This window comes from Streptomyces sp. NPDC041205 (genome assembly GCF_055591765.1).
In genome coordinates this window covers 234,394-250,550 of record NZ_JBVIZH010000010.1, presented here as the reverse complement: position 1 = coordinate 250,550, position 16,157 = coordinate 234,394, and the positions used below count along the sequence as shown (strand labels likewise).

Annotated in this window: 1 protein-coding gene; it reads right to left on the bottom strand. The window is 74.0% G+C overall.

Features of this window, described 5'->3' with window-relative positions:
* Positions 1-14: 14 nt before the first annotated feature.
* On the bottom strand, positions 15-16,058 hold the full coding sequence (locus ACZ6BG_RS33520) for a type I polyketide synthase (protein WP_469008479.1): 16,044 nt from the start codon (positions 16,056-16,058) through the stop codon (positions 15-17).
* Positions 16,059-16,157 lie beyond the last annotated feature (99 nt).

Below are 16,157 nucleotides of genomic sequence, written 5' to 3'. Positions count from 1 at the left end.
CAGGCTGTACTGATTCAAGACATGCCGAGTTCTTTGTCGATGAAGTCGAAGACCTCGTCGGCGGACGCCGACTCGAGCCGCGAGGAGACTTCCTCGCCGTCGGCCGGCGCCTCGGCGTCCGCGCCCTTCCACTTCGACATCAGTGCCTCCAGGCGCATCGTGATGCGCATGCGGGCGCTGTCGTCGGGCGCGATGGAGCTGAGGCCCGCCTCCAGGCGGTCCAGTTCCTGGAGGGTGGAGTCCACCCCGGCGGTGTCGTCCTGGAGCAACTGCGTCCGCAGGTACTGGGCCAGGACGACGGACGTCGGGTAGTCGAACACGAGGGTGGCGGGCAGCCGCAGCCCCGTGGCCTTGTTGAGGCGGTTGCGGACCTCCACGGCCGTCAGGGAGTCGAAGCCCAGCTCGCGGAAGGCGCGGTGGGCGTCGACGGACTCCGCTCCGGTGTAGCCGAGCACGGCGGCCGCGTGCGTGCGCACGATGTCGAGCAGGATCACCTCGCGCTCCGGCTCGGTGAGCGGGGCCAGGCGGCGGCGCAGACCGGCGGCCGCGTCGTCGCCAGTGCCCGCGTCGGCCTCCGGCTCGGCGGCCAGGGACCGCGCGTACCGGCGCACCTCGGGCAGGTCCCCGATGAACGGGCTCGTCCGCGCCGAGGTGAAGGCGGGCGCGAACCGCTCCCAGTCCAGGTCGGCGACGGCGACGAAGGTCTCGTCGCGCGCGACGGCCTGGGCGAGCGCGGCGACCGCGAGGTCCGGTGCCATCGGCCGCAGGCCACGGCGGCGGAACTGCTCCTCGCCGTCGTCCCCGGCCATGCCGCCCCCGGCCCACAGGCCCCACGCCACGGAGGTGACGGTCAGGCCGCGCGCCCGGCGCCGCTCCGCGAGGGCGTCGAGGTGCGCGTTGGCGGCCGCGTAGGCGCCCTGGCTGCCGCTGCCCCACACGCCCGCGTTGGACGAGAACAGCACGAACGCGTCCAGCGCGTCGGTGTCGAGGAGCGCGTCGAGGTGGGCGGCGCCCGCGACCTTCGCCTCCAGGACGTCGGCGATGTCGGCGGCCGTGGTCTCCGCGAGGGGCTGGCCCTGGCCGACGCCCGCCGCGTGGAACACGGAGCGCAGCGTGTGCCCGTCCTCGACGAGTCGGCCGAGGAGCCCGGCGACGGCGTCCCTGTCGGCCACGTCGCAGGCCGCGACGGTCACCTTGGCGCCCAGCTCCTCCAGTTCCGCCTGGAGTTCATCGGCGCCGGGGGCGTCCGGGCCGCGACGGCTGGTGAGCACCAGGTGCTCGACGCCCTCGCGGGCCAGCCAGCGCGCCACATGCCCGCCGATCGCCCCCGTACCGCCGGTGACGAGCGCCGTGCCGCGCGCCGTCCACGGCGGCGTCACGCCCGCGCCGAGCGGCGCCCGCACGAACCGGCGCACGAGCACGCCCGCCTGCCGCACCGCGAGCTGGTCCTCGTCACCGGCACCGGCGAGGATCCCGACGAGCTGGGACAGGGCCCGCTGGTCGGGGTCCTGCGGCAGGTCGACGAGGCCGCCCCAGCGGTCGGGGCACTCCAGGGCCGCGACCCGGCCGAGGCCCCACACCTGCGCCTGCGGGGGCAGGGCGGCGTGGTCGGCGGGACCGGTGGCGACGGCGCCACTGGTCACCGCCCACATCCGCGCGCCGATCCCGGCGTCGCCGAGGGCCTGCACGAGGGTGACGGTTCCGGCGAGACCGGCGGAGACTCCCGGCTGGTCGGCGGGCGCGGACCCGTCGAGGGCGAGGAGGCTGAGCACACCGGACAGTTCCGCGTCCGGTCCGGCGGCGTGCTCGCGCAGCCGCTCGGCCAGCGCCTCGCGCGTCATCCCGCCTGCGGCGACGCGGAGTTCGGTCGTCTGGGCGCCGGAGCGCGCCAGGGCCTCGGTGACGGCCTCGGTCCACGCGAGCGGCCCGGCGGCACCCTGCTCCGACGACTCCTCCGGTACGACGACCAGCCAGCGGCCCGTCGGACCGGCGGCCGGAAGCTCGCCCGCGAGGGGCTCCCAGGCGACCTGGTAGCGCCAGCTGTCGAGCGTGGACCGCTCGCGCCGCTGCCGCCGCCACGACGAGAGGGCGGGAAGGACCGCGCCAAGCTCGGCGGCCGGGCCGTCGGCCACGTCCAGCTCGGCCGCGAGGCCTTCCAGGTCCTCGCGCTCCACGGCGTCCCAGAACCGCGACTCCACCTCGTCGGTGGCGAGCGGCGCGCCTTCCGGCTGCTCCTCCTCCTGCGGGGCGAGCAGCCAGTAGTGGTCGCGCTGGAAGGCGTACGTGGGCAGGTCGACGGTGGCGCGGGCACCCGGGTAGAGGGCTGCCCAGTCCAACTCGGCCCCGTGGGCGTGTGCTTCGGCGATCGAGGCGAGGAGCCGGTTGGCGCCGCCTTCGTCGCGGCGCAGGGAGCCGAGGGTGACGGCCTGGCTGTCGGTCGCGTCGATGGTGGCCTGGACGGGGACGGTCAGGACCGGGTGGGGGCTCATCTCCAGGAACAGGCCGTGGCCCTCGGCCAGGAGGCCTCGGGTGGCGTGCTCGAACAGGACCGTCTGACGCAGGTTGCGGTACCAATACCCGGCATCCATCGGGGTGTTGGTGTCAAGCCACTCCCCCGTGAGCGTCGAGAACAGCGGCACCTCGGCCACCTGGGGAGATACGTCCGCCAGGGCCTCGGCTATCTGGGCCTCGATCTGCTCCACGTAGGAGGAGTGGGAGGCGTAGTCCACGGGGATGGTGCGGGCGCGGATGTCCTGGGCGACGCACTGGGCGACCAGCTCTTCCAGGGCCTCGGGCTCGCCGGAAACGACGACCTGGGCGGGGCCGTTCACGGCAGCCAACTCGATCCGCCCGCCCCAGGCGGTGATCAGCGCACGCACCTCACCCTCGGGCAGCGGTACGGACACCATGCCGCCCTTGCCCGACAGCTCCCGGATCGCCAAGCTCCGCAGCGCCACCACACGCGCCGCATCCCGCAAGGTCAGCGCCCCCGCGACGCACGCGGCAGCGATCTCACCCTGGCTGTGCCCGACGACAGCGGCGGGCTCCACACCCGCCGCACGCCACACCTCGGCCAGCGACACCATCACCGCGAACAACACCGGCTGGACCACATCCACCCGGTCGAAGTTGTCCCCGCTCAGCTCATCGAACAGATTCCACTCGACGAACTCCGAGAGCGCGTCCCCGCACTCCCGCATCCGCTCCGCGAACACCGGACTGGAGTCAAGGAGTTCACGCGCCATCCCGGCCCACTGCGACCCCTGCCCCGGAAACACGAACACCGGCCGGACGATGCCGCCCAGCGCCCGTCCGGACACCACCTGCGTGGCAGCGGCGTCCTCCTGAGTCAGCGCCTCAAGCCCGGCAAGCAGTTCCTCCCGGTCCCGCCCGAGGACGACGCCCCGGTGCTCGAACCGCGACCGCGACACCGCCAACGACCAGGCCACATGGCCCAGTTCGAGGCTGTCCCGCGTGACGAGGTGTTCCCGGAGGCGCGCGGCCTGGTCCCGCAGCGCGCCCTCGGTCTTCGCCGAGAGCGCCAGCGGCACGACCCCGGCCACCACCGGCGACGGCACGGCAGCACCGTCGTCGGTGTCGGCGCCGACGGGCCCCGGCTGTTCGGCGGCCGGGAGCTGTTCCAAGATGACGTGGGCGTTCGTACCGCTCATGCCGAAGGAGGAGACACCGGCGCGGCGGGGCGCGTCGCCTCGCTCGGGCCAGTCGCGGGCCTCGGTCAGCAGCTCGACGGCGCCTTCGGTCCAGTCGACCTCGGGGGTCGGCTCGTCGATGTGGAGGGTCTGGGGCAGTACGCCGTGGTGCATGGCGAGGACCATCTTCATGACGCCCGCGACGCCGGACGCGGCCTGGCTGTGCCCGATGTTGGACTTGATGGAGCCCAGCCACAGGGGTTCGCCGGTCTCCGGGCGCTCCTGGCCGTAGGTGGCGAGCAGGGCCTGGGCCTCGATGGGGTCGCCGAGCGTCGTACCCGTGCCGTGGGCCTCGACGGCGTCGACGTCGGCGGGCGTGAGGCGGGCGTTGGCGAGGGCGGCGCGGATGACGCGCTGCTGGGACGGGCCGTTGGGGGCGGTCAGGCCGTTGCTGGCACCGTCCTGGTTGATCGCGGAGCCACGGACGACCGCGAGGACCTTGTGCCCGTTGCGGCGCGCGTCGGACAGGCGCTCCAGGAGCACCATGCCGACGCCCTCGGCCATGCCCATGCCGTCGGCGGCGGCCGCGAAGGCCTTGCAGCGGCCGTCGGCGGCGAGGCCGCGCTGTTGGCTGAAGGCGATCAGCGCGCCGGGCGACGACATGACGGCGACGCCTCCGGCGAGCGCGAGGGAGCACTCGCCCTGGCGCAGCGCCTGCGCCGCCAGGTGCATGGCGACGAGCGACGACGAGCAGGCCGTGTCGACCGTCACCGCGGGGCCTTCGAGGCCGAAGGTGTAGGCGATGCGCCCGGAGATGACGCTGGGCGCGCTGCCGGTGAGGATGTGGCCCTCGGATCCGGCGGACACCTGGCCGGGGCCGGTGCCGTAGTCCTGGTAGTTGGTGCCGACGAACACTCCGGCGGCCTCGCCACGGACCGCGCGCGGGTCGACCCCGGCGCGCTCGAAGGCCTCCCAGGAGGTTTCGAGGAGCAGGCGCTGCTGCGGGTCCATGGCCAGGGCCTCGCGCGGCGAGATGCCGAAGAAGGCCGGGTCGAAGGCGCCCGCGTCGTGCAGGAAGCCGCCGCCCCTGGTCGTGGTGGTGCCGGGGGTCTCCGGGTCCGGGTCGTAGAGGTGGGCGATGTCCCAGCCGCGGTTGGCGGGGTAGCCGCCGACGACGTCGGCGCGCCCTTCCAGGACCTCCCACATGCGCTCGGGGCTGCTGATGCCACCGGGGTAGCGGCAGCTCATCGCGACGATGGCGATGGGCTCGTCGGTGGCCGCGGCGACGGGTGCGACCGGCGCGGCGGTGGCGGCCTTGTCGGCGCCGAGGACCTGGGTGCGCAGGAACGCGGCCAGGGCGGTGCCGTTGGGGTGGTCGAAGACGACCGTGGTGGGCAGCTTCAGGCCGGTGCCGGCGCCGAGCCGGTTGCGCAGGTCGACGGCGGTGAGCGAGTCGAAGCCGAACTCGCGGAAGGCCCGCTCGGGGTCGAGGGCCTGCGCGGACTCGTAGCCGAGCACCGCGGCCGCGTGGGTGAGGACGAGGTCGAGCAGGACGCGGTTCTGCTCGGGTCCGGCGAGGCCGGTCAGGCGCTCCCGCAGCGCGGCCGCCTTGGACGACGTGTCGCCGCCGTCCGCCTCCGCCTCGGCGCCGCCCTGGGCCGCGAGGACGCGCTGGGCGTCGGGCAGGTCGGCGAGGAGCGGGCGGGCGCGCCGCGAGGTGAACACGGGCACGAACTGGTCCCAGTCCACGTCGGCGAGGGCCAGGAACGTCTCGTCGTCGTCGAGGGCCTGCCGCATGCCCGCGAACGCGAGGTCGGGGTCGAGGAACGGCAGTCCCTGACGGCGCAGTTGCTCCGGGTCGACGTCGATCGGCGCGCTGCCGCTCAGGTGCGGGTTGACGACGTTCCACACGCCCCAGGCGATGGAGGTCGCGGTCAGTCCGCGCGCCCTGCGGTGCTCGGCGAGGGCGTCGAGGTGCGCGTTGGCGGCGGCGTACGCGGCGTGGTCGCCGCTGCCCCAGACGCCCGCGATGGACGAGAACAGCACGAACGCGTCGAGCCGCGTGTCGTCCAGGAGTTCGTCGAGGACGACGGCTCCCGCGACCTTCGCGGCGACGATCTCGGCGAACTCGTCGAGCGTGGTGGTGGCGATCGGCGCCAGCTCGATGAGGGCGGCCGCGTGGATGACGGCGCGCAGCGTGTGCCCGTCGGCGGCGAGCCGGTCGAGCAGCGCGGCGACGGCGTCGCGGTCGGCGACGTCGCAGGCCGCGATGGTCACCTGGACGCCGAGGCCCTCCAGTTCGGCGCGGAGTTCGGCGGCGCCGGGCGCGTCCGGGCCGCGGCGGCTGGTCAGGACGAGGTGCTCGGCACCCTCGCGGGCCAGCCAGCGCGCCATGTGGGGGCCGAGGGCGCCGGTGCCGCCGGTGATGAGGACGGTGCCGCGGGGGGTCCACTTGCCCTGCGCGGACCCGGCGGTCTTGCCCTTCGCGGGCGCGGCGGGCTCGGCGCGGACGAGGCGGCGCACGAAGACCCCGGAGCCGCGTACGGCGAGCTGGTCCTCGTCGCCGACGCCCGCGAGGATCCCGGCGAGCCGGGCCGCGGCGCGGCTGTCGGGCGTGGCGGGCAGGTCGACGAGGCCGCCCCAGCGCTCGGGGTGCTCCAGGGCCACGACACGGCCGAGGCCCCAGGTCTGCGCCTGGGCGGGGCTCTCCACCTGGTCGTTGCGTCCGGTGGAGACGGCGCCGCTGGAGATCACCCACAGCTTCGCGTCCGTCCCGGCGTCGCCCAGGGCCTGGACGAGCGCCACGGAGCCCGCGAGACCGGCGGGCAGCACGGGGTGCTCCGGATGCGGGTCCTCGGCGAGGGCCAGCAGGGACACCACGCCGACCGGCTCCGCCCCGTCGGGGGTGCCGGCGAGCTGCTCGCGCAGCCGCCCGGCCAGCGCCTCCCGGTTCAACTCCGCGCCGCTGACGCGGACTTCGGCGACCTCCGCACCGGCCTGCGCCAGCGCATCGGTGACACCGGCGGCCCACGGATGCGCGGCGGCCTCCTCCGGTACGACGACGAGCCAGCGGCCCGTCAGGACCGGCCCGGGCAGCGCACCGCTCGCCAGCGACTTCCAGGTGACCCGGTAGCGCCAGCTGTCCACGGTGGACTTCTCGCGCCGCTGCCGCCGCCACGACGACAGGACGGGCAGGACCTCGCCGAGCCCGGCGGCGGAACCGTCCGCCACCTCCAGCTCGGCGGCGAGGCCCTCCAGGTCCTCGCGTTCCACGGCCTCCCAGAACCGCGCCTCCACCTCGTCCACGACCGGTGCGGGCTCGGCGCCCGCCTCCTGCTCCGGGGACAGGAGCCAGTAGTGCTGGCGCTGGAAGGCGTACGTGGGCAGGTCGACGGTGGTACGGGCGCCCGGGAAGAGCGCCTTCCAGTCCAGTTCGGCGCCGTGCGCGTGAGCCTCGGCGAAGGAGGCGGCGAGGCGGTCGGCGCCGCCTTCGTCGCGGCGCAGGGAGCCGAGGGACGCGGCCGCGCCCTCGCGCCCGGCGGCCTCGATGGTGGCCTGGACGGGGACGGTGAGCACCGGGTGCGGGCTCATCTCCAGGAACAGGTCATGGCCCTCGGTGATGAGCCCACGGGTGGCGTGCTCGAAGAGGACGGTCTGGCGCAGGTTGCGGTACCAATACCCCGCGTCCATGGGGGTGTCGGCGTCCAGCCACGCACCGGTCAGGGTCGAGTACAGCGGGACCTCGGCGGCCTGCGGGGTCACCCCGGCCAGGGCCTCGGCGATCTGGGCCTCGATCTGCTCGACGTACGCGGAGTGCGAGGCGTAGTCGACGGGGATCGTGCGGGCGCGGACATCGCGGGCCACGCACTGCGCGACCAGCTCCTGCAGCGCGTCCGGCTCGCCGGAGACCACGACCTGAGCGGGACCGTTCACGGCGGCGACCGAGATGCGGTCGTCCCACGCGGTGATCAGCTCACGCACGTCGGCCTCGGGCAGCGGCACGGACACCATGCCGCCCTTGCCCGACAGCTCCCGGATCGCCAGACTCCGCAGCGCCACCACACGGGCGGCATCCTGCAAGGTCAAGGCACCCGCGACGCACGCGGCCGCTATCTCACCCTGACTGTGGCCGACCACAGCGGCGGGCTGCACGCCGGCCGCCTGCCAGGTGGCGGCCAGGGACACCATCACGGCGAACAGGACCGGCTGGACCACATCCACCTGATCGAAGTTGTCCCCGCTCAGCTCCTCGAACAGATCCCACTCGACGAACTCGGAGAGCGCGTCACCGCACTCCCGCATCCGCTCCGCGAACACCGTTGAGGAGTCGAGCAGTTCACGGGACATCCCGGCCCACTGCGACCCCTGCCCCGGAAACACGAACACCGGGCGAACCGTGCCGCCCTGCGCCCGCCCCGTGACCACGTTCTGCGCGCTCGCGTCGTCCTGAGCCAGCTCGGCGAGCCCGGCGATGAGTTCGTCCCGGTCCCGGCCGAGGACGACACCTCGGTGCTCGAACCGCGAGCGCGCGACCGCCAACGACCAGGCCACATCTGTCAGTTCGAGGCTTTCGCCTGTGATCAGGTGGTCCCGGAGGCGTGCGGCCTGGTCCCGCAGCGCGCCCTCGTTCTTCGCCGAGAGCGCCAGTGGTACGACGCCCGCGAGCACCGGCGACGGCACGTCACCGCTCTCGTCGGCCCCCGGCTCATCGGCCGCCGGGCCCTGCTCCAGGATCACGTGCGCGTTCGTCCCGCTGACGCCGAACGACGACACGCCCGCGCGACGCGGCGCGCCGCCGTCACGCTCGGGCCAGGCGCGGGACTCCGCCAGGAGTTCCACGGTGCCCGCCGACCAGTCGACCTCGGGGGTCGGAGCGTCCATGTTCAGCGTGCGCGGCAGGACGCCGTGGCGCATCGCCATGACCATCTTGATGACACCGGCGACACCGGCGGCGGCCTGCGTGTGGCCGATGTTGGACTTCACGGAGCCGAGGAGCAGCGGCCGGTCGGCCGGGCGCTCCCTGCCGTACGTGGCGATGAGGGCCTGGGCCTCGATGGGGTCGCCGAGGGGCGTGCCGGTGCCGTGGGCCTCGACCGCGTCCACGTCCGTGGTGGTGAGGCGGGCGTTGGCGAGGGCCTGGGTGATGACGCGCTGCTGGGACGGGCCGTTCGGGGCGGTCAGGCCGTTGCTGGCACCGTCCTGGTTGACCGCGGAGCCACGGACGACCGCGAGGACCTGGTGGCCGTTGCGCCGGGCGTCGGACAGGCGCTCCAGGACCAGCATGCCGACGCCCTCGCCCCAGCTGGTGCCGTCGGCGGCGGCCGCGAACGGCTTGCAGCGGCCGTCGGGGGCCAGGCCGCGCTGGCGGCTGAACTCCAGGAAGGTGCCCGCCGTGGGCATGACCGTCACACCGCCCGCGAGGGCCAGCGAGCACTCGCCCTGGCGCAGCGCCTGCGCGGCGAGGTGCAGGGCGACGAGGGAGGAGGAGCACGCGGTGTCGACGGTGACGGCCGGGCCTTCGAGGCCGAAGGAGTACGAGATGCGGCCCGATGCGATGGCGCCGGAGCTGCCGGTGCCGAGGTAGCCGCCGAGGTCTTCGGGGACGCTCGCGAGCTGGGAGCCGTACTCGTGGTAGATGAGTCCGGCGAAGACGCCCGTGGGGCTGCCGTGCAGCGTGGCGGGGTCGATTCCGGCGCGCTCGATGGCCTCCCAGGAGGTCTCCAGGAGCAGGCGCTGCTGCGGGTCCATGGCGAGGGCCTCGCGGGGCGAGATGCCGAAGAAGGAGGCGTCGAACTCGCCCGCGTCGTGCAGGAATCCGCCCTCGCGGGCGTAGCTGGTGCCGACGCGGTCGGGGTCGGGGTCGTAGAGGGACGCCGTGTCCCAGCCGCGGCCCTCCGGGAACTCGGTGATGGCCTCTTCGCCGTCGGTGAGCAGCCGCCACAGGTCTTCGGGGGTGTGGACGCCACCGGGGAAGCGGCAGCTCATCGCGACGATGGCGATGGGCTCGTCCTGGGCCGCGACCGCCACCTGCGCGCCGCGGCCGCCGGCCGCGCCCTGGGCGGCCGCGAGGTCGCCGAGGATCTCGGTGCCGAGGTACTGGGCGAGGACCTTGGGCGTCGGGTAGTCGAAGACGAGGCTGGCGGGCAGCCGCAGCTCGGTCGCCGCGTTGAGGCGGTTGCGGAGTTCGACGGAGGTCAGCGAGTCGAAGCCCAGCTCCTTGAACGCCTTGGTGGGCGCCACGTCGTCACCGGAGGCGTAGCCGAGCACGGCGGCCACCTGGGCGCGGACGAGGTCGAGGAGGGCGCGCTCGCGGTTCTCGGGGGCCAGCGCGGCCAGTTGGTCGGCGAGCGAGGTCCCGGCCGCCGCGGGGCCGGCCTCGACCACGCGGCGGGTACGTCCGCCGCCACGGATGAGGCCGCGGAACAGCGGGGGCACGTCCGCGCCGAACTGGCGGCGCAGCGTGTCGAGGTGCAGCTTCATGGGGACGAGGGCGCCGTCGGGCTGCGCGAGCGAGGCATCGAGGAGCGCGAGGCCTTCCTCGGCCGACAGCGCGGCGACACCGGCCCGGTTCATCCGGTCGATGTCCTCATCCGCCAACGCACCAGCCATACCACCCTGGTCCGCCCACAAACCCCACGCAAGCGACGTCGCAGGCAGCCCCTGAGCACGGCGGTACTGAGCCAACGCATCCAAGAAGGCATTCGCAGCCGCGTAATTGGCCTGCCCCGCACTGCCCAGCACACCCGCAGCCGACGAGAACAACACAAACGCCGACAGATCAAGACCCGCCGTCACCTCATGCAGATTCACCGCCGCGTCCACCTTCGGACGCAGCACCGTGTCCAACCGCTCCGGCGTCAGCGACGTCAACACACCGTCGTCCACGACACCCGCCACATGCACGACCGCGCCCAGGTCATCACGTACAGAGTCGATCAGTCCGGCCAGCGCCGCACGGTCAGCGACATCGCATGCCACGATGGCAACCGAAGCCCCCAACCCCTCCAGCTCCGCGCGCACTTCACCCGCACCCGGGGCGTCCTCACCCCGACGCGACACCAACAGCAAGTCCCGCACACCATGCCGCTCCACCAAATGCCGGGCCACAACCCGCCCCAGACCACCCAGCGCACCAGTCACAAGCACCGTGCCCCGCCCGTCGAAGACAGGCGGCAACGTCAGCACGACCTTGCCCACATGCCGGGCCTGGCTCAGATAGCGGAACGCCTCCGGCGCACGCCGCACATCCCACGCCTTGACCGGCAACGGCGACAACACACCCCGCTCGAACAACGCCAGGACCTCCGCCAGCATCTCCTGGACGCGGTCGGGGGACAGTTCGGCGAGGTCGAAGTTCCGGTACTCCACGCCCGGGTGGGCGTCGGCCACGGCGCTCGGGTCGCGGAGGTCGGTCTTGCCCATCTCCACGAACCGCCCGCCACGCGGCAGCAACCGCAGCGACGCGTCCACGAACTCCCGCGCGAGAGAGTTCAGAACCACGTCCACACCCCGGCCGTCGCTGGCCGCGAGCACGGACGCCTCGAAGTCGAGGGTGCGCGAGGAGGCGATGCGCGCGTCCTCGATGCCGGACGCGCGGAGCACGTCCCACTTGCCGGTGCTCGCCGTGCCGTACACCTCGGCGCCGAAGTGCCGGGCGAGCTGCACCGCGGCCATGCCCACGCCACCGGCGGCGGCGTGCACGAGGACAGACTCGCCCGCTTCCAGGGCAGCCAGGTCCCGCAGGGCGTAATACGCCGTGAGGAACACCGTCGGCACCGACGCGGCCTGCGCGAAGGACCAGCCTTCCGGCATCGGCGCGAGCATGCGCGCGTCGGCGACCGCCAGCGGCCCGAAGCCACCGTCGATGAGTCCGAGGACGCGGTCGCCGACGGCCAGGTCCGTCACGCCGGGGCCGACCTCGACGACGACGCCCGCGCCCTCGGTGCCCATCACCGCGTCGCCGGGGTACATGCCGAGCGCGATGAGGGCGTCGCGGAAGTTCACACCGGCGGCGCGTACGGAGACCCGCACCTCGCCCGTCGCGAGGGTCCTGCCGCCGAACTCGTCGGCGTCGTCGGCCACGGGCAGCAGCGCCAGGTTCTCCAGGGTGCCCCGGCCGGTGACGCCCAACTGCCAGGACTCACCGGCGGGCACCTCCAGGACACCGCCGACGGCCCGCGCGAGCCGCGGCACCCACACCACGTCCCCGCGCACCGCCACCTGCGGCTCGTCGAGACCGAGCACACCCGGCACCAGCGCGAGCGCCTGCTCACCACCGTCGACGTCCACCAGGGCCAGACGCCCCGGGTTCTCCGACTGCGCCGACCGCACCAGGCCCCACACGGGCGCGTCGACCACGCCCGCGGCCGACACCACGTCGCCGGAGCCGACGCCCACGGCGCCGGAAGTCACCACGACGAGTCGCGATTCGGCGCCGTCCTCGAACGCCAGCCACTCCCTCACGACGCCCAACGTGTCGTACAGGGAGGCGCGTACGGATCCGGCGGTGTCGCCGTCGTCGGTGTCGCCGACGCGGGTCACGAAGACGGACTCGGGCAGCGCGGCGCCGTCGCGCACGGCGGCGGCCAGGGCGGCCACGTCCGCGTAGGCGGTGACCGGCGCGCCGGTGGCGGCCAGTGCGGCGCGCAGGCCCAGTTCGTCGGTGCCGAGGACGGCGTACGGGCCGCTCGTGGCGGGCGCGGGCGCGGACACCACGGTCCAGTCCACGCGGAACAGTGAGTCGTCGCCGCCGGACGCGGCGTCCAGTTCCCCGGCGGCGAGGGCGCGCAGGACGAGGGAGTCGACGGTGGCGACGGGTTCGCCGGAGGCGTCGGCGAGGGTGAGGGACACGGCGCCGGACGCGGCGGGCGTGAGGCGGACGCGCAGCGCGGAGGCTCCGGTCGCGTACAGGGTCACGCCGGTCCAGGAGAACGGCAGCCGGGCGCCCGCCGTGTCGTCGTCGCCGACGGTGGTCAGGGCGAGCCCGTGCAGGCTCGCGTCGAGGAGCGCCGGGTGCAGCGCGTACGCGCTCGCGTCGTCGCGCTGTCCGTCCGCGAGGGCGACCTCGGCGAACACCTCGTCACCGAGGCGCCATGCGGCCTGTACGCCCTCGAAGGCCGGGCCGTAGCCGAGGCCCGCGGCGGCGAAGCCCGCGTACAGCTCGGTGGTCTCCACGGCGACGGCGCCGGTCGGCGGCCACTGGGCGAGGCCCGTGTCGGCGCCCGTGGGCCGTGCGGCCGACGGGTCGGCGGCTGCCAGCACACCGGCCGCGTGCCGGGTCCACGGCTCGTCGGGGACGTCGTTCTGGCGCCGCGAGTGCAGGGTGAAGGGGCGGCGCCCGGTGGCGTCGGGCTCCTCGACCCACAGTTGGAGCTGAACGCCGGTGCCGTCGTCGGGCAGGACGAGCGGGGCTTCGAGGATCAGCTCTTCGAGCAGGTCGCAGCCGACCTCGTCACCGGCGCGCACGGCCAGTTCGACGAAGGCCGTGCCGGGCAGGAGCGTCCGGTCGGCGACGACGTGGTCGGCGAGCCAGGGGTGCGCGTCGACCGACAGCAGGCTCGTGAAGAGCCGGGCGTCGCTCCCGGCGACCTGGACGGCCGCGCCGAGCAGCGGGTGGTCGGCGTCGGTGAGTCCGGCCGAGGTGACGTCGCCGGTGAGGGCCGGGGCGTGCAGCCAGTAGCTCTGGTGCTGGAAGGCGTACGTGGGCAGGTCGACGCGGTCGCGGGACTCGACGGGGGCGTACAGGGGCGTCCAGTCGACCGTGATGCCGCGCACGTGCAGCTGCGCGAGGGCAGTGAGGAACGTGTCGGGTTCGGGGCGGTCCTTGCGGGCGGCGGCGACGAGTCCGGCCTGGGCGTCCGTCTCGGTGAGGGTGTCGTGCGCCATCGCCGTCAGGACGGCGTCCGGGCCGAGTTCGAGGAGCGTGGACGCCTCGAAGCCCGTGAGGGTGGCGAGTCCGTCGTGGAAGCGGACGGCCTCACGGATGTGGCGGACCCAGTAGTCGGGGTCCTTCAGCTGGTCGGACTCCGCGAGTTCACCCGTGACGTTGGAGACGACGGGCAGCTTCGGGTCCTGGTACGCGAGGCCCTGCGCGACCGCGCGGAACTCGTCCAGGATCGGGTCCATCAGGGGCGAGTGGAAGGCGTGGGACACCTTCAGCCAGCGGACCTTGCGGCCTTCACCGCGAAGCTTCTCCTCCAGGCCCTCCAGGACCGTGCGGTCGCCGGAGAGCACGATCTGCGACGGGCCGTTCACGGCGGCCAGACCGGCACGGTCCTCCGCGCCCTCAAGGAGCGGCAGCACGTCGGCTTCGGCGGCCTGGACGGCGAGCATGGCGCCGCCCCGGGGCAGGGCCTGCATCAACCGGCCGCGCGCGGCGACCAGTCGGGCCGCGTCCTCCAGGGACCACAGCCCGGCCACATACGCGGCCGTCAGCTCGCCGATGGAGTGGCCACCGACGATCTCGGGGCGCACGCCGAAGGACTCGGCCAGGCGGTAGAGGGCCACCTCGACGGCGAACAGCGCGGGCTGCGCGTACCCCGTCTGCTCAAGGAGTCCGGCGTCCGTGCCGAACACGACGTCCTTCAGGGGCCGGTCGAGAAGCGGGTCGAGGTGTCCGCACACCTCGTCCAGGGCCGTGGCGAAGGCCGGGAACGTCTCGTACAGCTCACGCCCCATGCCGATCCGCTGGCTGCCCTGGCCGGTGAAGACGACGCCGAGGCGGCCCTCGGCCACAGCGCCCGAGACGACCGCGGGGCCGTCGGACGCCAGCGCCTCCAGGCCGGTGAGGAACTGCTCCCGGTCCTGGCCGAACACGACCGCGCGGTGCTCGTGCAGGGCACGGGCCGACAGGAGGGTCCAGCCGACGTCGACGGGGTCGAGGTCGGTGCGGGCGGCCACGTGCTCGCGGAGCTTGGCGGCCTGTGCGCCCAGTGCGTCGGCGGTGCGGGCCGACACCAGCCACGGGAGGGCGGTGGCAGGCGCGGGGGCCGCGGGCTCGTCGGGGGCCTCGGCGGGCTCCTCCGCCGGGGCCTGCTCCACGATGACGTGGGCGTTCGTACCGCTCACGCCGAAGGACGAGACACCGGCGCGGCGCGGCACGCCGTCCTCGCGCTCCGACCAGGCGCGGGCCACGGTCAGGAGTTCCACGGCGCCGGCGGACCAGTCGACGTGCGTGCTCGGCTCGTCGACGTGCAGGGTCTGGGGCAGGACGCCCGCCCGCATCGCCATGACCATCTTCATGATGCCCGCGACACCGGCGGCGGCCTGCGTGTGGCCGAGGTTGGACTTGACGGAGCCCAGCCACAGCGGCCGGCCGGCGGGCCGGTCCTGGCCGTAGGTGGCGATCAGGGCCTGGGCCTCGATGGGGTCGCCGAGGGTCGTGCCGGTGCCGTGGCCCTCGACGGCGTCGATCTGCTCGGGGGCCAGGTGGGCGTTGGCGAGGGCCTGGAGGATGACGCGCTGCTGGGACGGGCCGTTCGGCGCGGTCAGGCCGTTGCTCGCGCCGTCCTGGTTCACGGCGGAACCACGGACGACCGCGAGGACCTGGTGGCCGTTGCGGCGCGCGTCGGACAGGCGCTCCAGGAGCAGCAGGCCCGCGCCCTCGCCCCAGCCGGTGCCGTCCGCCGCGTCGGCGTACGGCTTGCAGCGGCCGTCGGAGGCGAGGCCGCGCTGCTTGCTGAAGTCGACGAACGTGCCGGGCGTGAACATCACGGTGACGCCGCCCGCGAGGGCGAGGGAGCACTCGCCCTGGCGCAGCGCCTGGATGGCCAGGTGCAGGGCGACCAGGGACGACGAGCAGGCCGTGTCGACGGTGACCGCCGGGCCCTCAAGGCCGAAGGTGTAGGCGACACGGCCGGACACGATGCTGCTGGACGCGCCGGTGCCGAGGTAGCCCTCGACGTCCTCGGGCACGGAGTGCAGCCGGGAGGCGTAGTCGTGGTACATGACGCCGGCGAAGACGCCGGTGTGGCTGCCGCGCAGCGAGGCCGGGTCGATGCCCGCGCGCTCGAACAGCTCCCAGGAGGTCTCCAGGAGCAGGCGCTGCTGCGGGTCGGTGGCCAGCGCCTCGCGGGGCGAGATGCCGAAGAACGGGGCGTCGAACCGGTCGGCGTCGTGCAGGAATCCGCCCACGCGGGCGTAGGGGGTGTCGTCGCCGTCCGGGTCGTGCAGCGCGTCCGCGTTCCAGCCGCGGTCGGTGGGGAAGGGGGTCAGGGCGTCGGTGCCCTCGGAGACGAGCTGCCACAGCTCCTCCGGGGTGCGGACACCGCCGGGGTAGCGGCAGCTCATCGACACGATGGCGATGGGCTCCTGGTCCCGCTCCTCCACCTCGCGCAGACGGCGACGAGCTTGACGCAAGTCGGATGTCGTCCGCTTGAGGTAATCCCGAAGCTTCTCCTCGTTCGACATCTGGTCGTCAGCTCCTCGTGGTGTTGATGAAGGCCGCGCTGGTGGCGCTGGTCGTGCGGTCGATTGCTTCGGGTACTTCGGGTACTTCGGGGACTTCGG

Excerpts from the sequence above, each read along its gene's own strand:
- ACZ6BG_RS33520 (WP_469008479.1), bottom strand. The coding sequence starts at position 16,058 with ATGTCGAACGAGGAGAAGCTTCGGGATTACCTCAAGCGGACGACATCC.